19 protein-coding genes are annotated in these 26239 nt (G+C 64.1%); 10 read left to right on the forward strand and 9 right to left on the reverse strand.

The features are described from left to right. Positions 1-127: 127 nt before the first annotated feature. The gene (locus BM177_RS20945; RefSeq protein WP_139223660.1) at positions 128-6670 is read right to left on the reverse strand and encodes a hypothetical protein; all 6543 of its coding nucleotides are present in this window, start codon (positions 6668-6670) and stop codon (positions 128-130) included. Next, entirely contained in the window at positions 6663-7700 is a 1038-nt protein-coding gene (locus BM177_RS20950; protein WP_175492639.1) for a hypothetical protein, read from the reverse strand. The genes BM177_RS20945 and BM177_RS20950 overlap by 8 nt, the downstream gene beginning before the upstream one ends. On the opposite strand from BM177_RS20950, the gene BM177_RS20130 reads away from it, so the two are divergent. Continuing rightward, the gene (locus tag BM177_RS20130; RefSeq protein ID WP_175492640.1) at positions 7699-7863 is read left to right on the forward strand and encodes a hypothetical protein; all 165 of its coding nucleotides are present in this window, start codon (positions 7699-7701) and stop codon (positions 7861-7863) included. The genes BM177_RS20950 and BM177_RS20130 overlap by 2 nt on opposite strands. Here the strand turns inward: BM177_RS20130 and BM177_RS15375 are convergent. After that, positions 7844-8428 carry an invasion associated locus B family protein gene (locus BM177_RS15375; RefSeq protein WP_091685274.1) on the reverse strand — a complete coding sequence of 195 codons (585 nt, stop codon included), beginning with the start codon at positions 8426-8428 and terminating at the stop codon, positions 7844-7846. The genes BM177_RS20130 and BM177_RS15375 overlap by 20 nt on opposite strands. 479 nt (positions 8429-8907) lie before the next feature. Between BM177_RS15375 and BM177_RS15380 the strand changes: the two genes are divergently transcribed. Further along, positions 8908-10023 (forward strand): FUSC family protein, encoded by a 1116-nt coding sequence (locus BM177_RS15380; RefSeq protein WP_091685276.1) that lies wholly within the window; start codon positions 8908-8910, stop codon positions 10021-10023. Positions 10024-10071: 48 nt separating this feature from the next. Here the strand turns inward: BM177_RS15380 and BM177_RS15385 are convergent, their stop codons facing one another. The 4 genes from BM177_RS15385 to dapE all read right to left on the reverse strand — a co-directional run bounded on the left by BM177_RS15385 (position 10072) and on the right by dapE (position 16137). After that, the gene (locus tag BM177_RS15385) at positions 10072-12969 is read right to left on the reverse strand and encodes a DUF2235 domain-containing protein (protein WP_091685279.1); all 2898 of its coding nucleotides are present in this window, start codon (positions 12967-12969) and stop codon (positions 10072-10074) included. A gap of 230 nt (positions 12970-13199) precedes the next feature. Then, positions 13200-14141 carry a hypothetical protein gene (locus tag BM177_RS15390; RefSeq protein WP_091685281.1) on the reverse strand — a complete coding sequence of 314 codons (942 nt, stop codon included), beginning with the start codon at positions 14139-14141 and terminating at the stop codon, positions 13200-13202. Between the two features lie 106 nt (positions 14142-14247). Then, on the reverse strand, positions 14248-14784 hold the full coding sequence (locus BM177_RS15395) for a Spy/CpxP family protein refolding chaperone (RefSeq protein ID WP_091685284.1): 537 nt from the start codon (positions 14782-14784) through the stop codon (positions 14248-14250). 171 nt (positions 14785-14955) lie between these two features. Continuing rightward, positions 14956-16137, reverse strand: coding sequence for a succinyl-diaminopimelate desuccinylase (gene dapE / locus BM177_RS15400; protein WP_091685286.1), 1182 nt, complete (start codon positions 16135-16137; stop codon positions 14956-14958). 17 nt (positions 16138-16154) lie between these two features. Between dapE and BM177_RS20955 the strand changes: the two genes are divergently transcribed. The 8 genes from BM177_RS20955 (at position 16155) to BM177_RS15435 (ending at position 24934) form a co-directional block, all read left to right on the forward strand. Continuing rightward, on the forward strand, positions 16155-16289 hold the full coding sequence (locus BM177_RS20955; protein WP_280140569.1) for a hypothetical protein: 135 nt from the start codon (positions 16155-16157) through the stop codon (positions 16287-16289). A 9-nt stretch (positions 16290-16298) separates the two neighbouring features. After that, a complete protein-coding gene (locus BM177_RS15405; protein ID WP_091685289.1) occupies positions 16299-17462 on the forward strand; it encodes an isovaleryl-CoA dehydrogenase in 1164 nt (387 codons plus the stop codon). A gap of 7 nt (positions 17463-17469) precedes the next feature. Beyond that, entirely contained in the window at positions 17470-19077 is a 1608-nt protein-coding gene (locus BM177_RS15410; RefSeq protein WP_091685380.1) for a carboxyl transferase domain-containing protein, read from the forward strand. A 22-nt stretch (positions 19078-19099) separates the two neighbouring features. After that, positions 19100-21133 (forward strand): acetyl/propionyl/methylcrotonyl-CoA carboxylase subunit alpha, encoded by a 2034-nt coding sequence (locus BM177_RS15415; RefSeq protein ID WP_091685378.1) that lies wholly within the window; start codon positions 19100-19102, stop codon positions 21131-21133. A gap of 233 nt (positions 21134-21366) precedes the next feature. Continuing rightward, positions 21367-21834: an aspartate 1-decarboxylase gene (panD, locus tag BM177_RS15420; RefSeq protein ID WP_091685292.1), complete on the forward strand. Its 468-nt coding sequence runs from the start codon at positions 21367-21369 to the stop codon at positions 21832-21834. Positions 21835-22003: 169 nt separating this feature from the next. Then, positions 22004-23176, forward strand: a complete 1173-nt coding sequence (gene metX, locus BM177_RS15425; protein ID WP_244532378.1) for a homoserine O-acetyltransferase MetX — start codon at positions 22004-22006, stop codon at positions 23174-23176. Position 23177: 1 nt separating this feature from the next. After that, on the forward strand, positions 23178-23837 hold the full coding sequence (metW, locus tag BM177_RS15430) for a methionine biosynthesis protein MetW (protein WP_091685295.1): 660 nt from the start codon (positions 23178-23180) through the stop codon (positions 23835-23837). Positions 23838-24040: 203 nt separating this feature from the next. Next, entirely contained in the window at positions 24041-24934 is an 894-nt protein-coding gene (locus BM177_RS15435; protein WP_091685297.1) for a bestrophin-like domain, read from the forward strand. Between the two features lie 69 nt (positions 24935-25003). Here the strand turns inward: BM177_RS15435 and ppa are convergent, their stop codons facing one another. Together ppa and BM177_RS15445 are read right to left on the reverse strand one after the other, a co-directional pair. Further along, the gene (gene ppa / locus BM177_RS15440) at positions 25004-25540 is read right to left on the reverse strand and encodes an inorganic diphosphatase (RefSeq protein WP_091685383.1); all 537 of its coding nucleotides are present in this window, start codon (positions 25538-25540) and stop codon (positions 25004-25006) included. 136 nt (positions 25541-25676) lie between these two features. Further along, positions 25677-26183 carry a GNAT family N-acetyltransferase gene (locus tag BM177_RS15445; protein ID WP_091685300.1) on the reverse strand — a complete coding sequence of 169 codons (507 nt, stop codon included), beginning with the start codon at positions 26181-26183 and terminating at the stop codon, positions 25677-25679. Positions 26184-26239: the final 56 nt, after the last annotated feature.

Here is a 26239-nt window from a genome sequence, read left to right on the forward strand (position 1 = left end):
CCAAGCTAGAAGGTCGGCGATGATCGACTGCGCCACGATCACGAATTCAGAAGTGTTGGCGAGTGTCGCCTTCAATTGAAATTCGGCCAGCGTGACTGCCCGGATGCTCGCGAATCGTTCGAGGGCTTTACCATGCGATCCTGACGCCGCCCGATCCTGCAAGCGCTTGGCCCTTGCCCGAGAAGTCTCCGAGGAAATTGCCGAACAGCGCCATGTTGGGAGTGAGGTCGAGCTTGAAGCCGGCGTTGACCCGGGCCGAGTCGCGCGGCGCCTTAGCGCCATAGACAGTGAAATCAAAGCCTGGCGCGGCGAGGAAAGACGCCGTCACCGGACGCCAGACGGAGAATTCATGCATCCACGACACCCGCAGCGAGGCCGAAAGCAGGGAGTCGCCGGGCAAGACAAAGCCGCCGCTCTCCAGTTTTACGCCGAGGAAGCTCGGCAGTGAGGCGACCGAACGGTCGGAGAAAGTGAGTCCGATCACGCTCGGGCCGCGGTCGGCCGTCTCCGAGAAGCCATGCATGTTGAGGCTGGAGAACTGGAATGCGCCGAACGGGGTGATGTTCACGCCTGCATAGGCGCTGCGCCAGCCAGCCTCAAGCCGCCCGCTGACCGAATCAGCGCCAAAATCGCCGGCCAGATGCTCGGCGAAGCTGGGCGTCGGCACGATCGGTTGATTGGAGCCGGGGATCGCCGCGAAGCGATTCTCGTGCACATTGGAAAAGTCATAAGCGACGACGCCGGTCGCGTAGAAGGCGCCGGCGCGGCCCGCGCCATAGAGCGCGACATGACCGGTCTGAAGCGAACCGCTGGTCTCCCGCGCGGAGACGTTGAAGCCGGACGAACCCGCGCCGCCAGCGACGCCGAGAAGCACGTCCTGGGTCAGCTGGTAGTCGAGGCCGGCCGAGACGCCCGAGTTATTATCCTTCAGTTTGGCCGAGCCGAGCGGATATTCGCCGGCGACGCGCGAATTGCCGCCATAGCCGGCGAACCAGGCGCGCCAGCTCCGCTCGCAAGGCGGCGGCGCTACGCCGCCGTTGGGAGCGACGTGCAGCGCCGAACCAGTGAGCACCGTATGTTCGCAGACGGTCTTCCCGCTGGCGTCGGCCGTACGGTCGGAAAGCCAGAAATCAGTCTGTAGCCCGACCGAGGTCAAAAACAGATCATTGGAGCCGAACGCCGTCTGTTCAAAGCCCGAGACGCCCTCGCCCGAAATGGAATCATAGACCGCGCCGAGCGCGGCGACGGTCGGCTGATAAAACAGCGCCGAGGCGATCGGCGTGAAGGCCGGCGAGATGCGCGCCACCTGGATGTTATTGATGGCGTAGCCGACCGCGTGCTCATTGACGGTAAGGCCAGACGGCGAAAAGTCGATCGCGTAGTCGAGGTTGATGTCGGTCGGCGTGAAAGAGAGGCCGTAGTTCGCGACCGCCGACGGCACATAGGTGAGGCCAAGCCCCGGATGGGTCTCGCCGCCTTCTGCATGGACGATGGTGACGACATGGCCGCCAGGCAGCGCGAGGCCGGGATTGAGGATGTTGATATTGACCCTTCCGCCGACAGTCGCCTTGCCGCCGACGCCGGCGGTCTGAAGAACATTTATGCGGTCCGCGGTCTGGTTCTTGAGTTCGAGATCGAGTCCATAGACGCCGGTCGCGCTTTGCAGAAAATTGCCGGTCACATTGGTGGTCAATACATTGAGATAGGCGCCGGGCGACATCAGGCCGTCGTTGGTGAGCAGATTGGCGCCGCCGAGCCAGACGACCGCGCCGGAATTGAACACGCCGGTGGCCATGAATTTGTCGGTCGTCGCCTCGTTGTGGAGCGCATTGGCGCCAGCGGACAGATCAATCGAGCCGTCCATGTGGCCGAAATTGTCGATGGCGTCGTCGCCAAGGCCGCCGGTCACGGTGAAGCCATCGATCCCGGATCCTGTGGTGAGGATGCCGTGGTTGCTCAACATGTTCGCCGCGCCGCCAATGAAGCGCACCGCATTGGCGGGTTCGTCGCCATGACCGGGTGTTCCGCCAACGCCGAGGCCGCCGACGATGGCGACGCCGGTTGCGACGCCGACATTGATGGACCCCCCACGTCCGCTGGCGTCGGTCGATGCGGCGACGATGCCCGTCGAATCCGCGCCCATGGCGAAAATGCTCGCCGTCGCGTCGACAGTGACGACGCCGGCCGCTCCGACCCCGCCAACGCTGCCGGCAAAGGAGCCGGCCGTCGGCAGGGTCGTCGCGAACTGACCCGCGCCGACGAGGCCGCCGCCGCCGCCGACGGACTGCGCTATCACGCCATGCGCGCCGGCTCCGGTCGTGTTGATCTCTCCCTGCACCAGTACGGTCACGCCGCCGCCGGCGCCGCCGCCGCCGCCCGCACCCGCCTGCACAGTGGGCGACAGCAGCGGTCCGTCGAATGCCGCGAAGAAGCCACCGCCGCCGCCGACTGACTGCGCCAGAATGCCATGCGCGCCGTCCCCAATCGTGCGGATCGAGCCGCTGGACGTCACCGACACCAGTTTGCCGTCGCCGCTCGCGCCGCCGCTCGCGCCGAGGGTGATGATGCCTGATCCGGAGAGTCCATAGGCCTGCGCGGCGCCGCCGCCGCCGCCGATGGACTGGGCTATGATGCCAAGCGCGCCGGTTCCCGTCGTTGACAGCGAACTGGAATTGATGAGCGTGACGACCGAGCCATTGCCGACCGCGGCGCCCCCTGCGCCGAGGATGGCGCCAGCCAGCGGCGGCTTCTGCGCGCCGTCGCTGACGAAACCGGCGAGGCCGCCGCCGGCGCCGATCGCCTGCGCGACCAGCGCATCCGACAACAGGCCGGAGGTGACGATGTTGCCGCCGCCGATGGTCCAGGTCGATGCGCCGGTCGGGTCGGCGGAGCCGCCGGAGCCGCCGGTCGAGCCGAGCGAGAACAGAACGCCCGACGCGCTGAGGCCGGACGAGGCCGTGACCGCGCCGAAGCCGCCGCCGCCGCCGATGGTCTGACCGATCACGCCCGGCGCGAAGCGTCCCTGCGTCACCACATCGCCGCCAGTCGTAAGCGTCAGCAGGCCGCCATTGTCGACGCCGCCTTCGGAACCACCGAGCGTCAGGCTCACCGGCCCCGCCATTCCTTGCACCACGCCGAGGGCGTAGACAGCGCTGCCGCCGCCGCCGCCGATCGACTGGGCGAGAAGCGCCGCAGCCGGGTCGCCGCTCGCCGGAACGGCGAGATCCCCGCCGGTCACGATGAGGGCCGCCGTATTGGTGACGCTGGCGATCCCGCCCGATCCCCCGCCGCTGCTGCTGCCGCCGACAACGAGCTTCAACGGGCCGGCCGCAGTGAAGGTCACGTCGCCGGTGACGCCCGAAGTGCCGCCGCCGCCGCCGATCGACTGGCCAACATAGCCGAGCGCGCCGGCGCCGGTGGTGCCGATCGAATTGGCGTTCTTGGCATCGAGCGGATTGCCGTCGCCGACGATCGAGCCGCTGGCTCCGACCATTTGGGTGCTGCCGAGAATACCGATGGTGAGGGGATCCGGCACGGAGAGCGCGCCATTGCCGCCGCCGCCGCCAATCGCCTGCGACAGCAAGCCGTAGGAGAGGTCGCCCGCGGTCACGATGTCTCCGCCACTGATGTCGACGATGACGTTGCCGTTGACGCCCTGCGTGGCGGCGCCGCTGCCGCCGATCTGCAGCGTCGAGCCGTCGAGCGCGCCGTCCTGGGCCGAGATCGCGAAGGCCCCGCTGCCGCCGCCGCCGCCGATCGACTGCGCGATCACGGCGACGGAATCCGCGCTCAGCGTTTCGATCGAGCCGGTGCTAATCACCGTCACGTTGCCGCCGGCGCCGCCGGCGCCGCCGCCGCCGACCGACTGCGCGTAAATGCCGACCGACCCGGCGCCCTTGACGAGGATCGAACCGGTGTTGGTCACCTTAACCTCGCCGCCGCCGCCGCCCGCCGCCCCCTGGCCGCCGACCGTCGAGGTCGCGCCGCCGGAGCTCGAATAGGCGCCGGAGACGCTGATGCCGCCGGCGCCGCCGCCGCCGCCGATCGACTGCGCGTAAATGCCATAGGAGAGCGCCGCGTCGGTCTGAATGGCGCCGTCGTTTTGAACGGTGACGAGGGCGCCCGCGCCGCCCTTGCCGCCGGTTCCGCCGACGCTCTGCGAGACGCCCGAGCCACCGCCACCGACGCCGCCGGAGAACGAGAAAGCGCCATTGCCGCCGCCGCCGCCAATCGACTGCGCCATGATGCCGGTCGAGTTCGCTTGCTCCGTATGGATGACGCCAGCGACGTGGTTGATGACGGTCACCGCGCCGCCCGCGCCGCCCGCGCCGCCGGAGCCGCCGACCGAATTGCTCGTCGCGCCGCCGCTGGCGCTGAAGGCAAGGCCGCCAGAGAAGCCGCCGCTACCGCCGCCGCCGCCGATCGACTGCGCCAGAATGCCGATCGAACTCGCCCCGCCGGTGAGGATCAGGCCGGAATTCTCGACCGTCACCTGCATCGCGAAGCCGCCGCCGCCGCCAGTTATGTGGGCCGTGCAGTTTGCGTTGCAGTCGCCGCCGATCTTCGAGGAAGCGTCGCCGCCGCTCGAGAAGCTGCCCGCGACGACAAAGCCGCCATTGCCGCCGCCGCCGCCGATCGACTGCGCCTGAATTCCATAGTCCATGGCGCCGCCGGTCACGATGAGCGCGCCGGGGCCGTTCACGACCTTGACGACGCCGCCGTTGCCGCCGACGGAATCGCTCGCGCCATTGCCGCCGGTCGATCCGGCCGCGCCGATGGTGAAGCCGCCATTGCCGCCGCCGCCGCCGATCGACTGCGCGAGGATGCCGGTGCTGTGCGCGCCGTCCGCGAAGATCGCGCCAAGGTTGGTGACGTCGACCTCGCTGCTGGAGCCGCCCTTGCCGCCGCTGCCGCCGACGGTGTTGGCCGCCGCCTCGGCGCCGAGCGACAACCCTGCGCCGATCGAGAAGCCGCCATTGCCGCCGCCGCCGCCGATCGACTGGGCGATGACGCCGGTCGAATTGTCCTTTACGGTATGGATGAGCGCGCTGGCCTGATTGGTCACCTCGACCTCGCCGCCGACGCCGCCATCGCCGCCGGCGCCGCCGACCGAGTTCGACGCCACTGAGCCGTTGAGGCTGAGGCTGGCCGACGCCGCGAAGCCGCCGGCGCCGCCGCCGCCGATTGACTGCGCGAGAATGCCGACCGAATTGGCGCCCAGAGTCTCGACGCCGCCGGCATTGTCGACCGTCACCATCAGCGAGGCGCCGCCGCCGCAGCCGGCGGTCATCTTGCAATCGGCATTCTTGTCTTGGCCGCCGATCGAGGATTTGGCGTCGCCGCCATCCGAGAAAGTGCCGGAGATGGCGAAGCCGCCATTGCCGCCGCCGCCGCCGATCGATTGCGCCTCGATGCCGTAATCCATGAAGCCGCTCGTCGTGATCGAGCTGCCGGCGGAGGTCGTCACCTTGACTATGCCGCCCTGCCCGCCCTTGCCGCCCGAGCCGCCGACCGTGTCGCTGGCGCCGTCCGAATCGCTGACCGAGATGCCGGCGCCGATGGTGAAGCCGCCATTGCCGCCGCCGCCGCCGACCGATTGCGCAAGAATGCCGGCTGCATGCGCGCCGCCGACGGTGATCTTGTTGGCGTTGAAGACGTCGACCTCGCTGCTGAGGCCGCCGTCGCCGAGGCTGTTGCTCGCCGCCTTGCCGCCGAGCGACAGCGCCGCGCCGATCGAGAAGCCGCCGCCGCCGCCGCCGCCGCCGATCGACTGCGCGACGATCGCATTGGCCGCGTCGCCGCCGACGGCGATATCGCCCTTGTTGTTGACGATCACCTGCCCACCGGCGCCGCCAGCGCCGCCCTTGCCGCCGATCGCATTGCTCGATGCGTCACTGTCATTGGAGAAGGACCCGGCGATGGCGAAGCCGCCATTGCCACCGCCGCCGCCAATCGACTGCGCCAGAACGCCATGCGCGGCGGCGCCGGTGGTGGCGATGCCGCCATTGTTGTTAACCGTAACGATGAGGCCGTTGCTGGCGTCGCCGCCGCCGCCTGCGACCGCGCCGGTGGCGCCGAGGACGCTTGAGACGTCGTCGCCAGCCCCGCCTTCGATCGACACATTGAGGTCGATCGCGAAACCGCCGTTGCCGCCGCCGCCGCCGATCGACTGCGCCAGAATGCCAACGGCGCCGAGGCCGTGGGTGGAGATCACGGTTCCCGGAATCGTCGAAGTGGCGGTCGCGTTGGTCGTGACCGTCACCGCGCCGCCGGTGTTGCCGCCGCCGCCGTCGCCGCCAATGGCGTTGCCCATGCCCGAGCCGCTCTCCGAGAACGCGCCGGAAATGGCGAAGCCGCCATTGCCGCCGCCACCGCCTATCGACTGCGCGAGGATGCCGTAGGAGAGCTTGCCGAAGGTCTCGATCGTGCCGTTGCTGGTGACGTTGACGGTGTCAGAGGTGCCGCCCTCGCCGCCGCTGCCGGCCTTGCCGATGCCGATGGCGAAAGAATCGAGCGCGGCCGCGACAGAGAGCGAGAAGCCGCCATTGCCGCCGCCGCCGCCGATCGACTGCGCCTCGATGCCGATGGCGTTGTCGGATGGCGCCCCAGCCGAGCCGGTTGTGATCGAACCATTGCTGGTGACATCGACCTTGCCCGCGGTGTTACCCATCCCGCCGCCCGCTGCCGCCGCCGCCGCCGACGCTTTGCGCATAGATGGCGGAGGCGGCGACGCCGCCGGTCTGGATTGAGCCGCCGTTGACCTGAACCGTGACGTCGCCGCCGGCCCCGGCGCTCGAGCTGTTGCCGCCAAACGATAGGCCAAGGCCGAAAGCCCCACCTCCGGAGCCGGCGAATCCGCCTATACTCTGGGCGAAAATTCCGAAGGCGCTGCCGCCTTGAGTCGTAATGTCGCCGGAGTGGGTCACCACGACGGCCCCGCCGCTCGATGCCGCAGCGCCATTGCCGCCATCACAAAAGAAGCAGGCAAGCGCCGCACCGCCGCCGCCGCCGCCGCCGCCGACGCTCTGCGCCCAGACGCCCGCCGCGCCGCTGCCGCTGGTGCCAAGGTTGAGAGCATTGTTGACGTTGACAGCGCCCGGCGCGCCGCCCTGTCCGCCCCTGCCGCCGCCGCCGCCGAGGCTGACATCGATGTCGCCGCCCGTACCGCCCAAACCACCCTTGCTCACCGCAAGGATAGCATGCGACCCGCTTCCGATGGTGCTGATCGCTCCGCTGCCCGACGCGGTGACGCTGACGGCGCGGCCAGCGCCGCCGCCGCCGCCATCGCCGGCGTTCCCTCCGAGGTATTGCGACCCGCCAGTTCCGCCGCCGCCGCCAACGCTCGAGGCGACTACGCCATAGGCATTGGTTCCGTTGGTGGAAATGCTGACCGCGCCGGTCGCCGTGAAGTTGACGCCGCCGCCCAGCGCCCCGCCGCCGCCGCCGCCGCCCGCGCCGCCATCGCCCGGCGAAAAGAACAAGGCGCCATCGGCGCCGCCACCGCCCGAACCGCCGGTGCTGAGAAGCGTCACCGCAGGCGTCCCCGGAGGAGCCGCGATCGTCAGGTCGCCCCTCGTGGCGGTCTCGTTGGCGCCGTCGCCGCCACCGCCGCCGGTTGGATGGAGAACGTTGCCGCCGTCGCCGGACGCGCCCGTCGACTGCTGGTTAATCACCTGCGCCAAGGCGGTCGGCGTCTGCATGATCAACGCGATCACGGAGAAAGAACAAAAGCCGCCGATGCCGAGAAAGACTCCGCTGGCCGCCGCCAAGGTCCTTTTCGATCCGCCCTCAACCATTATCGCTTCCCCCTTGCGTCAAGGCCTGACCATGCCCCGGATCGAACTTATTTTTCCTGCTGCCTGAAAAAAGCGTCGAGAGCCTGGTCGAGGCCGCGCAGCGAAATCGTCAGCGTCGCCGACTTGCCAGCGGCGTCGACCAAAGTCATCTGTCCCGCCGCCTTGGCTTGGCCACGGAACCCCTGCAACTGATCCTTGCTCAGCTCCGCCTCGGCGAGACAGCCCGCGGGCACGCAGGATTTGAACGGCAGGCTGATGTCCGCCTTGCCGGAATCGGCCGCGATCTTGACGGCCAGGGCGGTCGATACATTGACGGGCACAAGGGCGATGAGGCGCATCGGCTTATCCTTCGCCAGGCGCGCGAAAGCGATGCGGGCGAAGGGCGACGACTGGCCGCGGATGGTCAGAGTGGTGTTGACCTCGCATGAGCGGTCAGCCGCGCTGGTCGGCGCTGCGCAGACGAGCGACCAGTCGGCGAAGTTCTCGGTCGTGCTGTCAGGCCCCGCCGGCGCCTTCGGCGCTTCGGCCGGCTTTTGCTTGGCGTCGCTAGACGATTCGACGGCTCGTAGCGGCGAAGCCGCGAGGCATAACAAAATGGCGACAGAGACGACGGCGGCCCAAGCTGCTCGCATGCGACTGATCCAAAGACGTTTGAGGATTATGGCGCAAGGCTATGAAACAGAGGGCCTTCTGAGCAATGACGAAGTCTGATGATTGTTACTATTGTCCGGTCCTGTGCCTTTTCCGCCACGATGACTTTCGCCCTCTGAGACGATCTCGACGACCGGTTCCGCCGGACGTAAAGCTGAATCTTAAAGTCACCATGGCGCAGCATCGTGTCGCGGTCTCCTCCGGCGCGGCGGCGAACAAATCGAGGCGGCGCGCGAGACAGCCTTTGGTCTGCGGTTTGGCGTTTCCTGCTCCTGGTCTCTGTTGAGAGTTGGCGTCCAGAATCCTGCCGCGGCGGGTCTCGTCGTCAAACGCCTATCAGCGGCGCCTTCGCGATACTTGCTAAAAACTACGAGACTTTGCAAAAGACTGCGATTGTCGAAAACTCCCTCTCCGCCACAAATTTCGCGCAGCGGCCGCTGCATCAAACGCCGGTGCTCTGATGAATCGACCCACGAATCTGTGGCGGAAAATAAAGGCGTTCATACACAATCGACGGGTCGAACTCCGGTTGTGCGTCAGGGTCACGGCCGCAGCTATGCTGACTTATGTGGCCGCGATGTTTCTCCATGCGCCGCAGGTCCTCTGGACCGTGCTGACGGCCGTCATCGTGACGCAATTGAGCGTCGGGCGATCGCTCAAGGCGACATTTGATTATTTCATCGGCACGCTCGGCGGCGCCATTTACAGCGCGGCGATCGCGACGCTTGTTCCGCATCAGAGCGAGGTCGCGTTTCTTATGGTTCTGGCGTTCGCGCTTGGGCCGCTCGCCCTTCTCGCCGCGCTCAATTCGAGTTTCTCCGTCGCGCCCTTCACCGCTATCATGGTGCTGCTTGCGCCGGCGATCACCCATGCGGGTCCGATCGAATCCGCCATCTACCGGGTCTTTGAAGTGGCGCTGGGCGGCATGATCGGCCTCGCCGTATCCCTGTTCATCCTTCCCGCGCGCGCGCATGGATTGGCTATCGAGCGCATCGCCGACATCCTCGATGACTTTGCGGTTGCGCTGAGGCAGCTTGTTCGAGGCTTCGCGGGAGAACTCGACCTTGCGGCCATTCCCGGCATTCAAATGGGAATTGGCCGGGCTTTCGCCAGCCTCGAGACCATTGTGAGCGAAGCCAATCGAGAGCGGATCGCCTATTTTAGCGCCGAGCCCGAGTTTCGCGCCCTTCTGCGCACGCTGCTCAGGCTACGGCACGACCTCATTATAATCGGCCGCACGGCGGTCGATCCGCTTCCAGATATCGTCCGGAAGCGCCTCGCAGAGTCCGTTGCAGCGGCAAGCGCCGCAGGAGCGGAATTTCTGAACCAGAGCGCCGCCGCGGTCAGGGACCGTGTAACGCCGCCATCTCCCGGCGCATACGAGACCGCCCTACGAGGCTATGAGTCGGTAATCGCCGCGATCCGGCGCGACGGGTTGACCCGGGAACTCAGCGTGGATGCTCTCGAGCGCCTCTTCGCCCTTGGTTTCGCCTTCGATCAGTTGCAGCAGAACTTTCGCGATCTCGAACGCAACATTGGCGAGTTCGCCAAGCCTCCTGACGGCTCAAACGATTGAAGAAACGTACGGAAAGAACGCGCTGCCCTCGCGATCATTTTCGTCCGCTTATCGAGAGCAACTTCCTTCCGCGGCGCCGCACTTTTTTTCAGCGGCGATGATCGCGTCCGCCTCGATGCGCGTCACTTCGATCGTCGCGCCGCCGCTGTTGTTCATGTAGAACACGTTCATGCTGTTGGGCAGCGCCAGCACGGCGTCGTTGACATAAATGAAGAGCTCGCCGGTCGCGTCTGCCGTGATGTCGGAAATGAGAGTCTTTCTGGCGTCATGACCCATTGCATTCTCGCATGCGAGGTGCGCCTCCTTGAACTCCGCCGCAGCTTGATCCGGGATGTGTAGCAACGCGGCTGGAATGCCCCGAATGTAACCAGGAATGGTCTCAAAAGCCTCAAGCCATGACTGATCCTTCGAATTTTCTGGCCGACAAGAACCAGGTAATGGCGCGGAAGGCTTAAGCGGATGTTCGTAGTTACCAGCCACGCCAATGCGGGCGATCGGCTGGAACCATTTCTCTCCCCACCATCGTTTGAGCGGAGTCGCCACGGCATGGACGACATCATCGGCTTCAAACCCGGCGACATCCGTACGCCGGTCCTTATCGAACCATGCGCCGCGCACGCCCTCGTCCGTTGTGATTTTAATGCGATATTCCCCACCCTTGACAAGCCGGATTCCGGTCGGCTGGCACATCGCATTCGTACGAAACACGGGTCTTGGCCCGATATCCTCTTCGCCGCCGTCCTTGATAGTCCCCCCGCAATAAAGGCCACCCGAGCTTGCGAGATCGAAGGCGCCGCGATTGAGCAATAAAAGCGTTGCAAGAACCGACAAAAAGAGAACAATTCTTGGCATGAGCCTCTTCTCGACGTCTCCGTAAGCGCTCGCGGCCCAACCGTTTGTCCGCATTTTTCGTGCGATTCCAAGCAGAAAGCCCGGATGTTTCGGATCCAGCTCTTCGGATTTGGGCGGACGCGATTCCTGCGTCTGCGGTTCGTTCTGTTGAGCTATCTTGGCTTTGCGGCAGAGCGTGCGCCACAAAACATAAAAGCCGAAGCTCGTTGCGAAAAGGAACGCGATCACACTAAAATCAACCGGCTTCGCCCAACCAAGATGGGTGGACCAAGCCCCAATTGCGAGCCCGAAGAGGGACATCGCAAACCCGATGGCTCCGCCGCGACGGCCTGTGAGTCTTAGATAGTTCGACCGGATGCCCATGTTCCAGCCGGCCCGAGCGCGATCGCAGATTCGCGATTGCAGGACCGAGCTGATGCTGAGGTTCAGGAACAGCGCTGTCGCGACGAGCGCGGCCGAAACCGCATGTTCGCGGACGGCCATGAGCCAGGGGTCCAAAAACCTCGGCAGGAAGCCAGCAGCTAGATCGATAAGGGCGACCACAGGACCTCTCGCCGCCGCCTCGCCTGGAATATCTGGAATGGGTAGAAACGGAAAGAAAAGCGCGATGGAGACTAAGATAACCGATACAAGATAATTGAGTTCGCGCCACCACACCGTATCCTTGACCAACTCGAAAATTTCCGCGCGGTCTTTTCGCCTGCTCGCCGCATCCGCGACCTTTAACATATTCTCGAGGACGAGCTTTTCACCGAGTTCTTGTTCTGACCAAGTTTTAAAGCAGGGTCTGAACTTCGCCAGAGCGGCGTTCACCGCAGGCACGCTAAGAGCGACGGGCGAGCCGTGAGGCGGTAAAACATCAATCGTCTCCGGCAAGGAGATCGGCGCATAGCCTTCCGTTCCAGAAGCGATCCGCGTCATGACGCTTCCAAAGACAAGCGGATTGTTGTTTCCTTCTCCGTTCTTGTTTAAGAGCGCTTGAACATCGCGCGGCTGATAGCGGTATAACGCGCCGAAACCGGAGCGCGGATCGTAGATTCGGCCCGTCGGATTGGCGAGCGCCTTGAATTCCTCGACGACTAGTGACTGGAACTTCAGGCCCTTGTCCTGCGCTTCGCCAATCATCCAGTTCAGCGCCACGAAGGAAATGCCGTCGTCCGGATAACCGCCGCCGACGGATGCATGCGCGCCGGCGAACCAGACCTGCTTCAGCCGCCCCGGATGAACGTCTGGCCTTAGCTTCGGCGGATCAGGTTCATGCTGTTTAGCCCAGAACGCTTTTTCGGCGGACTCGTCCCATGGAATTGGAAAGAAGGTTCTGCGGTCATCATCGAGACTGAGAGCCTGACGGGCGTGCTCGACGCCCTCACACAAGGATGTGTCTTTGAATGTTAGCGGCCAGACCCATTTGTCGAACGCGTCGGTCAATTCTTGTACCGGTAGTCCATAGGCCGCGACCGTGTCCCAAACGCCGATGAAACGAACGTTGATGTCCCGCCTTCCCGCGTGCTCCATATCGCGTGTGACGCTTTCATACGATTGCCCGCCCGCCAGATCGTTCCAGGCGTCGGTCCAACGGGCTCGGATGTACCGGTGCAGCTTGACCCAGGGAAGCGACGAGTCGAAAGCTTTCTTGCGAAAGGAGCGGTAGGCCGCGAGCGCGTTACGGTCGAGGTCGGCCTCGGTTTCCCAGTTGACCAGTCCCTCCATTTCGATAAGGCCGACGAGAACCCTGATCGTGAAGGCGCCGCGGCTGAAGCCGAACGCCCATATCTGGTCGCCTTTGACGTAATTGCGGCACAGGAATTTATAGAGCCTGATGACGTGAAGCTGCACGCCGAAACCGAGCGCTTGCCCCAGAATGCGCACCGGCATGATGCTCGATGTGCCGACGCCGTCGCTGAATGCGGCGATCTGGGCTCCATCGGTCATGTCCAGCGCCTGATACAGACGCCAGACATTCGTCTTGGACGCCGAGGCCGCGCTGTTTCCGGTTCCGTCGGACAAAACCACAAGATTGCGCCCTGCGGGCGGGTTCGCCTTGTCCTTGGAGGCAAGGCCAGAATTATCTTGCAATTGCTCTGCGTTCGCCATTTCGACTTCCCCCCGGATCGAGACGCGGCGTGATCTTTTTGATCACTTCACTATCAAACTACACAAGTGACGGAATGCCAAGAGCCGGGGACGGGATTCGTCCGGGCCGGGCGTCGCAAACCGCGCGTTTTGTCGTTGGCGGGAAGCGCAGCAATAGTTTCAGAGAATGATTTTAAATCATCTCACTCGACAACCCAACTACATGCACAGGTCAAGACTGGATTTCGGTCTCACGGGCGTCCCTCCGCTTGCTTTGTGAGCCAGACCGTTTCTGATGCGGGATCAAAAACCACGGGGCCGAACACGCGCAGGAACGATGCGCCCAATTGCGCGGCGGGAATCGCTACGGCGCCGATTCCGCCGCATCCGTTCGCGCGCTTCAGGATCAGATGATACATCTGCGTTTGCGCAATCGGCGCGCCTTCGCGATTTTCGATCGCGAGGGGAAGATCCTTGATTGTGTAGACGCTCCGGCGCTCGAGGCCCTCGCATGTCGAGACCTGAACATCAGGCAGAGGGCTCAACAGGAGTCCGCTGGCGCTCAGCCTGTCGAAAAAAGCTTCGTTGATATCGATGGAATGAGTGTAGGCGACGTCATCATACCCGGTATCGATCTGAGCCCACGTCCGCACTTCGCCTATTCGAAGAAACACGACAGGCACGTTCGGAAATTTGCCGCTTGAGGGCGCCGCCGAGAAAAACCCTATCTGCGCGACCGGAACAAGCCCCTGTCCGCGTAGAGCCTCCGGCGAGCAAGGCGGCGGGCTCAGAAACGCGGCGGCGCTGGTGAGTTCGATGTTCAATTGCGAAAGGAGATCCGTTCCGAGGATTCCGAACCTTCCTTCGGCTTCAGCAACCGGCAAATCGTAGGCGCCTCGCTCAAATAATCCGGCGCGCGGGCCGTGAGGGAGAAGGCTGGCGGTCAACTCCTGCGGCTTTATGGGCGCGCCGCGCGCAATCGAACTCTTCGTCGAACCATAATCCAGCAGAAACAGTCCGGACGCGCCCTGTGCGCCAAGTTCAATGTAGGGCGACGCTCCATTTGGTTTGGCGCGCAGCTCATAGCGCCTGCCGCCGCAAAGGCTTTCATCGGCGTGGATCGCGCGCGCCGACGCGGCCAGGAAAACCGCCGCCGAAATCGCCAGCCCGGCGCTTTTGAGACGCGCAAACAAGGAAGGATATCCGCTCAGGGCGTTTCACTTTCATGTCATCGACTTCGGCTTGCGCTGCTTTCCGCGCGCGCCGCTACCGTGTGTTCAGGCTCCGCGACGCGGACGCCTATTGAGGCTTTTGAGCCTCTCTTTGCGGCTCGACGTAACGCCGGTCGGGCAGCCCGACATGTTTGCGCAGAAGCGGTTCGAACTTGCGCTTTTGCGCCTCGTCAAGGCTGTCGTAAAGCGGCCCTGCGGCGTCCGCCAGCTTTTCAAACTCGCCAGCGATCACCGCCAGTTCGGCGGATTGAGCCTCGAGCTTTCGGGCGCGGTCCAGCAGGCGTTCGATCGGATTGCGATTTTCCGGGCTTGTCTCGGCCTTTTCGTGCGCCTGCGCCGCGCGCTCCGCGTGGCTTCTCGCCTCTTCGCGAAGCGCCGCCTCGAGCGCAGGCCATTTCTTGCCTTGCGCCGTGTTGAGTTCAAGTCCCGATTTCAGCGCGGCGATGCGCATGTCCGAGTATGCCGCGAATTCGTCGGCCGAAAACCGGGCGGAGCGCGCTTCAGTCTTTTCCGGCGGGTCGGCCGGCCCCGCAAAGGTCGCGTTCGAGAGGCAAGGCGACAACACAAGCGCGGCGAGCGCTCCGGCAAGGACAGGCATTTTCATGGGAGCCGCAATCCAGGTCACGGGATGTCCAAAGCGTCGGCGGCGAACCGGACGGAAAATGGTTCCATCGATTTGAGAAGGCCCGAGGTAAATCGCGCCCGGCCTGTCACCTCTCGCCGCTGTCGACGATGGAAAAGTATCCAATAATATTTTGCGATTGTCGACAAGACGTCAGTCGGCGGGTTGGAAATAGCGCTCCAGCACCGCCTTATAGATCTCCGCCAGCGCCTTCACATCGTTCACCGCGACATGCTCGTCCACCATATGCATGGTCGCGCCAGGAAGGCCGAATTCCAGCACGGGACAAAAGGCGCAAATGAAGCGCGCGTCCGACGTGCCGCCCGTCGTCGAAAGCTCCGGCGTCAGACCTGTTTTGTCCCTGATCGCCTGTGCGACGAGCGTCGTGAACGCGTCCGGTTCGGTGATGAACGAAGGCGCGTTGCAGGGCTCGAACGTCAGATCATACCCAACGCCGTCCGTCCGCCCCCCGGCCGCCGCCGCCCTTCGCCGCAGCTCGGCCGCCAGACTTTCCGCGCTCCACAGATCGTTGAAGCGGATGTTGAACCGCGCCCGCGACTGCGCCGGAATGACGTTAAAGGCCGGGTTGCCGGTATCGACCGACACGACCTCGAGGTTCGAGGCGGAAAAATGCGCGGTTCCCTGGTCGAGCGGCGCAGCTGTCAGCGCGGCGAGCAGACGCAGCAGGAGCGGGATCGGATTGGCCGCGCGCTCGGGATAGGCGACGTGCCCCTGGCGACCATGCGCCTCGAGCGTTCCGTTGAGCGAGCCGCGCCGGCCGATCTTGATCGTATCACCGAGCCGCGCTCGGCTCGAGGGCTCGCCGACGATGCAATGGTCGAAGCGCTCGCCGCGCTCGTGCGCCCAGGCAAGCAGCTTTTGCGTGCCGTTGAGGGCCGGGCCTTCCTCATCCCCGGTGATGAGAAAGGCGATCGAGCCCTTTCCCTCAGCATATCCAGATCCGTGTCCGCCGACGAAATCCGCCGCGGCGGCGGCGAAAGCGGCGATGGCGCCTTTCATGTCGGCCGCGCCCCGGCCGAAAATCGCGCCCTCGGCGATCTCTCCGCCAAACGGGTCGAAGCGCCATCTGGCGGGATCGCCCACGGGAACGACGTCCGTATGTCCGGCGAACGCCAGCACGGGCGCCGTCACGCCGATGCGGGCGTAGAGGTTATCGATGTCGGGCGTTCCCGGTTCGGAGAAAACGACCCGATGCGTGGCGAAGCCGGCCGCCTTCAGAAAGGCTTCGAGCACGCCCAGCGCGCCGCCGTCCTGCGGGGTTACTGACGGACAGCGCAGCAGCGCGCGGCAAAGGTCGATCGCGGAGGCGGACATGGCGGGGGGACCTGATAATGCAAAAAGAAAATTCCCGGATCGCTATCGCATGGCTATGCTGCGCCGGGCAAACCGGCGAAATCAGGGTCACGGCGTTCGAACCCGCAACCGGGCCCGCCATCTTGGCGTTCAACGGCGGCTACGCCGTTTAGGGATAGACAATGACGCAAACTCCCAGTCTCGATTTCGCCCTGAGCCCGGAAATCGAGATGCTGCGCGACATGGCGCGCAATTTCGCAGCGGCCAAGATCGCGCCCCGCGCGGCGGAGATCGACCGGCTCGACGAATTTCCGCAGGATCTCTGGCCCGCGATGGGCGCCCTCGGGCTTCTCGGGATCACCGTCGAGGAAGCGGATGGCGGCGCTGGGATGGGCTATCTCGCCCATTGCGTCGCGATGGAGGAGATCAGCCGCGCCTCCGCCTCCGTCGGGCTTTCCTATGGCGCGCATTCGAATTTGTGCGTCAATCAGATCCGCCGCCACGGCTCGAAAGCGCAGAAACAGCGCTATCTGCCGAAGCTGATTTCAGGCGAACATGTCGGCGCTCTCGCCATGTCCGAGACGGGCTCGGGCTCGGACGTTCTGTCGATGCGGCTTCGCGCCGACAAGGTTTTTGACCGCTACGTCCTCAACGGCGGCAAGTTCTGGATCACCAACGGCGCCTATGCGCAGACGCTGGTCGTCTACGCTCGCACGCAGGACTCTTCCGGGGTGAGCGGGATCACCGCTTTTATCGTCGAGAAGGACTTCAAGGGGTTTCGCCCGGCGCAAAAGCTCGACAAGCTCGGCATGCGCGGCTCGCCGACCTCGGAGCTTGTGTTTGAGGACTGCGAGGTTCCCGAGGAGAATGTCCTCGGCCAGCCCGGACATGGGGTCGCGGTGCTGATGTCCGGGCTCGATTACGAGCGCGCGGTTCTCGCCGCAGGGCCGCTCGGCATCATGCAGGCCTGCCTCGACATTTGCCTGCCCTATACAAGGGAGCGAAGGCAGTTCGGCCGGGCGATCGGCGAATTCGAACTGGTGCAGGGCAAGCTCGCCGACATGTACGCCCGCCTCTCCGCTGCGCGCTCCTACGTCTACGCGGTGGCGGGCGCCTGCGATCGCGGCAAGCCGGCGCGCAAGGACGCGGCGGGAGCCTTGCTCTTTGCCGCCGAGGCCGCCACAAAGGCGGCGCTCGACGCGATCCAACTGCTCGGCGGCAATGGTTATATCAACGATTACCCCACGGGGCGGCTGTTGCGGGACGCCAAGCTTTACGAAATCGGCGCCGGGACGAGCGAAATCCGCCGCATGCTGATCGGCCGCGAATTGTTTGAAGGACATTGATCCGGCGATGAGCATTCTGAAATCGTCAGCCGACCCGCGCGGCGCCGGCTTTTCCGCCAATGCGGCCGCGATGCAAAGCCTCGTCGCGGATCTGCGCGCGAGGGTCGCGGACGTCAAACAGGGCGGCGGCGCGAAAGCCCGCGCGAGGCACGAGGCGCGCGGAAAACTGCTCCCGCGCGAGCGCGTCGGCGCCTTGATCGATCCGGGCTCGCCCTTCCTGGAATTGTCGCAATTCGCCGCGCATGAGGTCTACGCCGAACCCATTCCGGCGGCCGGCCTCATCACCGGCGTCGGGCGGGTCAGCGGCCAGGAATGCGTCATCGTCGCCAACGACGCGACGGTGAAGGGCGGCACCTATTATCCGCTGACGGTGAAGAAACATCTGCGGGCGCAGGAGATCGCGCAGGAGAACAACCTGCCCTGTCTCTATCTCGTCGACAGCGGCGGCGCCAATCTGCCGAACCAGGACGAGGTTTTTCCCGACCGCGACCATTTCGGCCGCATCTTCTACAATCAGGCGCGGATGTCGGCGGCGGGCGTTCCGCAGATCGCATTGGTGATGGGCAGTTGCACGGCGGGCGGAGCCTATGTCCCGGCGATGAGCGACGAAGCGATCATCGTGCGCGGACAAGGCACGATCTTTCTCGCCGGGCCGCCTCTCGTCAAGGCCGCGACAGGCGAAGTTGTGAGCGCCGAGGACCTCGGCGGAGCCGAGGTTCACGCCAGAACATCGGGGGTCGTCGATCATTACGCCCTGAACGATTGGGACGCGCTCGCCCGAGCCCGGCGCATCGTCGCCAATCTCAACCGGGTGAAAACGCCAAACCTCGACATTCGAGCGCCGGTCGAGCCGCTGTATGATCCGCGCGAGATCTATGGCCTCGTCCCGGCCTCGGCGCGCCAGCCCTGCGACGTGCTGGACATCATCGCGCGGATCGTTGACGGCAGCGTGCTGGACCAGTTCAAGGCGCAATATGGAACGACGCTGATCTGCGGCTTCGCGCATATTTCCGGCTATCCTGTCGGCATTCTCGCCAACAATGGAATCCTGTTTTCGGAATCGGCGCTGAAGGGCGCGCATTTCGTCGAACTCTGCGCCCAGCGGAAAATACCTCTCGTCTTTCTGCAGAACATCACAGGCTTCATGGTGGGGCGGAAATACGAGGCGCAAGGCATCGCCAAGGACGGCGCCAAGCTCGTCACGGCGGTCGCCTGCGCCAATGTTCCGAAATTCACCATCGTAATCGGCGGGAGTTTCGGAGCCGGCAATTACGGCATGTGCGGACGCGCCTTCGGCCCGCGCTTTTTGTGGATGTGGCCGAACGCCCGCATCTCGGTCATGGGCGGCGAACAGGCCGCCAGCGTTCTGGCGCAGGTGCGCCGCGACAATCTCGAAGCCGCCGGAACGCCCTGGTCCGCCGAGGATGAGGAAGCGTTCAAGACGCCGATCCGCGAAAAATTCGAACGCGAGGCGCATCCCTATTATTCAAGCGCGCGGCTGTGGGACGATGGAATCATCGATCCGGCGGAAACCCGTACAGTGCTGAGCCTTTCCCTTTCGGCCGCCCTCAATGCGCCAATCGAGCCGACCCGGTTCGGCGTGTTCCGGATGTGAAAGCGGTTCCACAATGCCCGCGATGTTCTCCAAAATCCTGATCGCCAATCGCGGCGAGATTGCCTGCCGGATCATCCGGACCGCGCGGCGGCTCGGCGTCGCGACGGTCGCCGTCTCTTCGCAGGCCGACCGCGACGCCATGCATGTCGCGCTCGCCGACGAGGCCTGGCCGATCGGTCCGGCGCCCGCTCAGGACAGCTACCTCGCCGGGGAAAAGATCATCGCCGCGGCGAAGGCGGCAGGGGCGCAGGCGATTCATCCGGGCTATGGTTTTCTCGCCGAAAACGCAGATTTCGCGCAAAGCTGCGCCGAGGCGGATCTTGTCTTCATCGGTCCCCCTCCCGAGGCGATCCGCGCCATGGGCGACAAATCGACGGCCAAAACCCTGATGGAGCGGGCCGGGGTGCCGCTGCTGCCGGGCTATCATGGAAGCGTTCAGGAATCCCGGCTTCTGGAGCACGAGGCCGCGCGGATCGGCTATCCCGTTCTGATCAAACCTTCGGCTGGCGGCGGAGGCAAGGGGATGAAAATCGCGACGGGGCGAAGCGCCTTCGCCGCCCAGCTCGCCAGCGCGCAACGGGAGGCCATGGCCGCGTTCGGCGACGCGCGCGTCCTCGTCGAAAAATATCTGCCGGCGACGCGTCATGTCGAGGTTCAGATCTTCGCCGACGCGCAAGGAAACTGCGTCCATCTGTTCGACCGGGATTGTTCGATTCAGCGCCGCCATCAAAAAATCATCGAGGAGGCCCCCGCCTCCGGCCTCTCGCCCGATCTGCGCCGCCGCATGGGCGAGGCCGCCGTCGCCGCCGCGAAAGCCGTGGGCTATGTCGGCGCGGGGACGATCGAATTTCTCGTTCCGGCCGACGCCGGCGCCGGTGAGTTTTATTTCCTTGAAATGAACACGCGGTTGCAGGTCGAGCACACGGTCACGGAATTCATCACCGGCCTCGATCTCGTCGAATGGCAATTGCGCGTGGCGGCGGGAGGCTTGCTGCCGCTGGAACAGGCGCGGATCTCTTGCGCCGGTCACGCCATCGAGGCCCGACTCTACGCCGAAGATCCCGAGCGCGAATTTCTGCCTCAGGCGGCCCGTCTCGAACGGCTCGATTTTCCAGCGCCCGCGCCCGACATTCGCGTCGACGCCGGCTTCCGGGCGGGAGACGAAATCCCGATCTTTTACGATCCGCTCATCGCAAAGATCATCGCCTTTGGCCCGGACCGCGCCGCCGCGATCGCGCGCCTTCGCGGTTCGCTCGACGAGATCCGTATCGCGGGGCCCGCCGCCAATCTCGATTTCCTCCGGGCGATCGTCAGTCATGAGGAATTCGCGAACGCGGCGGCGGACACGTCCTTCATCGCGCGAAACCAACACCAGTTGCTCGCGGCGCGGCCGCCCGCCGCGAACGAAATCCTGGCGATCGCCGTCATCGGCCTCCTCGCCCAGCGCGTCGCTGAGGCGCAAGCCGGCGACGGCGCCGACCGATGGAGCCCTTGGCGAAATGCGAACGGCTGGCGCCTCAACGAGGACGCTGAGGAAAAACTAGTTTTGAAGGAACGCGCGCGTGAGGATTCTTCCTCGTCCCGGACCGTCGTGGCCACTTTTTTACGCGACGGCTGGCGCCTCGCGACGCAAGATGGCGCCGTCTACGCCGCAAGCGGCGATCTGGCGGCCGACGGCGCGCTGACCGTCAACCTCGACGGGCGCCGCCGCGCGGCGGTCTGGATGCGCTCGGGAAGCGAAATCCGCGTCTTCGTCAAGGGCGAGAGCGCGCGCCGCTTCAACCTAATCGATCCGGCGCGAGCGATGGAGCGTCCGGACACGAACAGCAAAGGCCAGGCTGCAAAGCTGGTCTCTCCCCTGCCCGGCCGGATTGCCGCCATCCTCGTCGAGCCCGGCGCGAAGGTCGAGCTCAATCAGCCGGTCCTGATCCTGGAAGCCATGAAGATGGAGCATGCGCTTTGCGCGCTAGGCAGTGGAATTGTAAGGGCTTTCCAATTCAAGATCGGCGATCAGGTCGCCGAGGGCGTGGAGCTCGTCACGATCGAGCCCGCTTGATTTGGAAGCCTCTTCGCCCGAACCGGGCGATAGTTCAGACCCGCGCCGAGCGGCAAGAAGCAATTTGCATCGAATTTGCTTCTTAAAATAACTGGATTTTAGCGCCATTTGATGCATGGGTGCCCCGATCTTGGATTGAACGACCCTCGCCGCTCTGCATCCCTGCCCTTTCAAGGGCGGATCATGGGCGGCGGCTCTTTTTTGGCGCTGCGTTTGGAACGGAACTTGAGCGAATGCGGAAGGTCATAGGCGGAAAGCTACACGGCATCCGAGTCACCGAGGCGAATCTCGAATATCACGGCTCTATCACCCTTGATCCGGAGCATTGCGAAGCCGCGGGCATTTTGCCGCTGGAATTCGTTGAAATCTGGAACAAAAACTCCGGAGCGCGGATCTCGACCTATGTCATTTTGGGCAAACGCGGCTCGAAATGCTGCGTGCTCAACGGCGCGGCGGCGCGAACCTGCCAGCCGGGGGACGAACTGATCATCTGCAGTTCCATCTATGTCGAAGGCGCCGGGATCAAGGATCTCAGTCCCGTGGTCCTGACCTTCGACGAGGCCAACAATGTCGTCGAGCATCTGCGCTACTCGGTCAGCCACGACGACGAAGGCCGTTATCAGTTCGCAATCCTCGACGAGCAGGGCGCCCAGCTGCCGACGCCGCTGCTGTCGCGCTCCAGCTCGAAGCGGGTCAATTGACGCTTCCGCGAAGCAATGGCTTTAGCGCGCGATAGAAAATTCTTCTCCGCGACGCATATCCCGAGGGAAGGAAATCGCCCGGATAACCTTGACTCCGCTTCCGGCGCGCTCCTAAGTAACGAACGTATGTTCGCCATATCGGACGATCGGCAGGCCTTTGACTGTTCCGGTGAATAAAACGGCTGGACTTCGCGAGGTCGACGCGCCCCACAGCCTTGTCGCGCATTTTGGTCCTGATCGGCCGCTTGCGATGGATGCGGGCGCCGAGCTCAGTCCCCTGAGGATCGCCTACCAGACCTATGGCGTCCTGAACGCCGACAAATCCAACGCGATCCTGGTCTGCCACGCCCTGACCGGCGACCAGCATGTCGCCAACGAACATCCGGTCACCGGCAAGCCGGGCTGGTGGCAGACCATGGTCGGACCGGGCCGTCCGATCGACACCGACCGCTATTTCGTCATCTCCTCGAATGTCGTCGGCGGCTGCATGGGCACGACGGGACCGGCCTCGCTCAATCCGTCGACGGGGCGCCCCTACGGTCTCGAATTGCCGATGGTGACGATCAGGGACATGGTCCGCGCCCAGGCGATGTTGATCGACCATCTCGGGATCGAGACTTTGTTTTGCGTCGCCGGCGGTTCGATGGGCGGAATGCAGGTGCTTCAATGGGCCGCGACCTACCCGGAGCGCGTCTTCGCCGCCATGCCGATCGCGACGGCCGCCAAACACTCGTCGCAGAACATCGCCTTTCACGAGGTCGGGCGGCAGGCGGTGATGGCCGATCCCGACTGGCGCAAGGGCCGTTACCTCGAGGAGGGCCAGATCCCGACCAAGGGTCTCGCCGTCGCCCGGATGGCCGCGCATATCACCTATCTGTCGGACGAAGCGCTGCAGAATAAATTCGGGCGCAAACTGCAGGACAGGACGGCGCCGACGTTTTCATTCGACGCCGAGTTTCAGATCGAAAACTATCTTCGCTACCAGGGCATGAGTTTCGTCGACCGGTTCGACGCCAATTCCTACCTCTACATGACGAGGGCTTGCGATTATTTCGATCTTGCGGCGGACTATGGCGGTTCGCTCGCCCTCGCCTTCAAGGGCGCGAAGACCCGCTTTTGCGTCGTTTCGTTCAATTCGGACTGGCTCTATCCGACCAGCGCCTCGCGCGCCATCGTCCATGCCCTGAACGCCGGCGGCGCATCGGTGTCGTTCGTCGACATTGAAACCGATCGCGGTCACGACGCCTTTTTGCTGAACGTCCCCGATTTCATCGCGACGTCGCGCGGATTTCTCGACGCGGCGGCGCGCGCGCGCGGCCTTCCCCCCGCCAGAACAAGATAGGCTGAACGTGAGCGACGCCACACTTGTCAACGCTCCCTCGCCGACTCCACCAGCGCCGCCGCGCGTCGATCTGCTGCTCGTGGCGGATATGGTGAAGCCGAACAGCCGCGTCCTCGACGTCGGTTGCGGCGACGGCGCGCTCCTGCGTCTGCTCGCCGAAGAAAAAGGCGTCGACGCGCGCGGCATCGAACTGTCCCAGCGCGGCGTCAACGATTGCGTCGCCAAGGGTCTCTCCGTCATCCAGGGCGACGCGGACACAGACCTGGCGGGCTACCCTGACGGGGCGTTCGATTATGTGATTTTATCGCAAACGCTGCAGGCTACCCGTCAGCCCAAGCAGGTGCTTGAACATATGCTGCGGATCGGCCAGCACGCCATCGTGTCGTTTCCCAATTTCGGGCATTGGCGCATCCGCGCGCAGATCGCCGTCGGCGGCCATATGCCGAGGACGCGAAATCTTCCGTCCTTGTGGTACGAAACGCCGAATATCCATTTTTGCACGATCCAGGATTTTATCGCTCTCGCCAAAACTCTCGACGCCCGTATCGAGCGCGGCGTCGCCCTCGACCGTTTCGGCAAACCCCTCGCCTACAGCGCGCCGTGGATCTGGAATTTCTTTGGCGAGCAAGGCGTATTCCGTCTGGCCCGTAAGCGGAGATGATCGGCGTGTTGGCCCGTCGCTGGCCGCGCCTTGATCAGGGCGCCCGCATTTAGAGCGCTTTCCGATCGCATGAAATCATGCGATCGATCAGAAATCGCTCCATAATCAAAGACTTGAGCATATTCTTGTCGATTGGATTGATTCAATCCAATCGGAATATGCTCTAATGTCTTGATCAAGCCTCTCTCGGCAAAGGCGCCTTCATGATCGACGCGTGGTTGAACCTGCCGCTTCCCTTGATGCTTCTCGCCGTCACCACATTCTACTGCGGATCGGCGCTTTGCATTTACGCCTTGTGTTTTGGCCCCCGCACACGCAACTGGATACTCTCGTTCAGGGAAACCGTGCCTGAACTGTTCAGCGCGATCATGGTGATCTTCAGCATCCAGCTGGGATTCCTTACGAGCGACATCTGGGACATCAACCGGCGCGCGGCGACGGCCGTGGAGACGGAAAGCGCCAGTCTGACGATGCTCCGCGCGCTGGCGGCCGACAGCGGCCTTCCGATCGACGGCATTCATCAGGCCATTCGCGTCTACGTCACCGCGGTCACCGAAAAAGAATGGCCCAGCATGGCGCAATATGGGGGCGGCGTTCCGGAGGCTGAAGAAGCGCTTGGGGCCTTGCTGAGAACGGTTGCCTCCACTCACCATGATCCCAACGACGCCAACGCCAAATTCGACGCTCTGCTTCTGGACACGGCGTTGAAGGTTCAAAGCGCGCGCGCCGCCCGGCTCGTGCTCAGCGCGCCCTTTTCAGAATCGACGAAATGGGCCTGCGTTCTCTTGCTCGCGCTCGCAGGTCAGATCAGCATCGCGCTGCTTCATCTTGACAAGCGGCGCCCGCACGTCGCCGCCATGGTCATATTGACATCGAGCATCGTCCTGATCATTGGCCTTGTCGCGGCGAACGAAGGTCCGTTTCAGCCGCCGATTTACGTGTCAAGCGACCCGATCGCCAAAGTCGGGGAGGTTGTTCTGGATCCGCGCGCCGCATCCCCGCCCCCTTTAATCCCGAGCGAGGCAAAAACCGTCGAGAAGGCGCCGCCCCCCGAGCCGGTTCATCGCCACGCCGGCGGAGGCGGCAAAAAACGCTGAGCGCGGCGGACTTTTCTGTTCAAAACGACCGGAGGGAGATCGCCGTGGCGGGCGGACCAGCGCTCGTCATCAGTATTTTTTATTTTTGGCTCGTTCAATCGCGGCGACGACAAAACCGCGCGCCTCGTCGGCGTCGCCCCAACGCTCGATTTTCACCCATTTGTTTGTTTCAAGATCCTTGTAGTGAGCGAAAAAGTGCTCGATCTGTTGCAAGGTGATCTCGGGCAGGTCGGTATAGTTTTCGATCTTGGCGTAGCGTTTCGTCAGTTTCGCCGAGGGCACCGCGAGGATCTTCTCGTCGCCGCCCGCCTCGTCTCGCATGAGCAGCACGCCGACGACCTTGCAACTCATGACGGCCCCCGGAATGATGGCGCGCGTGTTGGCGACGATCACGTCGCAGGGGTCGCCGTCCTCGGACAAGGTGTGCGGAATAAACCCGTAATTCCCCGGATAGCGCATCGAGGTGTAGAGAAAACGGTCGACGATCAGCGCGCCGGCCGCCTTGTCCAGCTCGTATTTGATCGGCTCGCCTCCGATGGGAACCTCGATGACGACATTCACCTCGGAGGGCGGGTTAGAGCCAATCGAAATAGCGTCAAGCCGCATCTTCATCTCCGGATTGTTCGGGGTTTTTGGCGCCGCGGCCGGCACTGCGGATCAAGGGCGCCGGTTCAAAGGGCGGAGCGCAATTCTAGTGGAACCCGCCCATTACGGGCAGGCTTTAGCTCGGCGGCAAAATAGGTCACTCGAACGCAAATGCAAGGCGCGCGCGCGTCTCCGAGCCAAATCGCTCCTGAGCCTCCCGCACATTGCGTCCTCCAAGCCGCCGGTAAAACTCGACGGCCCGTTCGTTATCGGCGAGCGCCCAGACGACAAAAGAAGAATAGCCATGTTCGGCGAGATCTTTGCGGGCGAGTTCGAACAGCCGCTTGCCAAACCCGAGGCCTTGAAATTCAGGAGCGACATAAAGCTCGAAAACCTCGCCCCCATAACGCAGGGACGGCACCCGGTTACGGCCGTAGCTGGCGTAGCCGCCGATGATTTCATCGAAATCGAGCACGAGCAGCCGGGAGCCGCGCATGATCGCCGAGTGCCACCAGCGCGGACCCCGCCGGGCGATCATCCGCTCCAGTTCACGCCCCGGTATGACGCCGCGATAGGCGTCCCGCCATGCGGCGTCATGCACGTCCGCAATGCTCTGGGCGTCGCCTTCGCGCGCATTCCTGACGGTGATGACTGCCTCGATCATTCCGTGATGTTAAAGCGGGTTCACCGGCTCCCGCAAGACCCCAATCGGGGATTTGT

Source organism: Methylocapsa palsarum, assembly GCF_900114285.1.
Taxonomy (GTDB): Bacteria; Pseudomonadota; Alphaproteobacteria; order Rhizobiales; family Beijerinckiaceae; genus Methylocapsa; species Methylocapsa palsarum.